This is a genomic window from Arthrobacter sp. H20 (assembly GCF_000520515.1).
GTDB lineage: Bacteria > Actinomycetota > Actinomycetes > Actinomycetales > Micrococcaceae > Arthrobacter_D.
Map to the genome: position 1 here is coordinate 9,039 of NZ_KI914746.1, position 714 is coordinate 9,752.

The window sequence follows — 714 nt, forward strand, 5'->3', positions numbered from 1 at the left end:
GGAAATGGGAGTGTCTGACGGTGCCGGCGACCTCGACTGCGTGGGAGCCGGAGCAGAGGTCTGGGTGGAGTCGAAGACCGGCGGGGAGGGATCGCCCTCACAGCCGGAGGTCAGCAGGCCAACCATGATGACCAACGCGGCGCTCAAACTCCGCGAACTATAGCTACTGCGAGGCTGTGACACTGTGACTCCCGGGAACAACGGGCCGAGTCGAAGCAATCGGAGACACCAGAATAGCCCGAATCCAAGAATTCGTGACCGGTTATCCACACCCAAAATTACTCAGTGTGCAGTGGAAGAAATTGCTTACACAGCAGCCGACGACGCAGCGGTCGGCTCAGTGGTAGAGGGTGGAGTGGAAATGGGAGTGTCTGACGGTGCCGGCGACCTCGACTGCGTGGGAGCCGGAGCAGAGGTCTGGGTGGAGTCGAAGACCGGCGGGGAGGGATCGCCCTCACAGCCGGAGGTCAGCAGGCCAACCATGATGACCAACGCGGCGCTCAAACTCCGCGAACTATAGCTACTGCGAGGCTGTGACACTGTGACTCCCGGGAACAACGGGCCGAGTCGAAGCAATCGGAGACACCAGAATAGCCCGAATCCAAGAATTCGTGACCGGTTATCCACACCCAAAATTACTCAGTGTGCAGTGGAAGAAATTGCTTACACAGCAAAGCCTCATGGAACCCCCGCCGAGAAGCGAGATCTGGCGGG

At 59.5% G+C, this 714-nt stretch carries 1 protein-coding gene; it reads left to right on the plus strand.

The genetic code is table 11. The features are described from left to right. The first annotated feature begins 292 nt into the window (after positions 1-292). Positions 293-520 (plus strand): hypothetical protein, encoded by a 228-nt coding sequence (locus Y703_RS0113500; RefSeq protein ID WP_026553124.1) that lies wholly within the window; start codon positions 293-295, stop codon positions 518-520. The last annotated feature ends 194 nt before the right edge of the window (positions 521-714 follow it).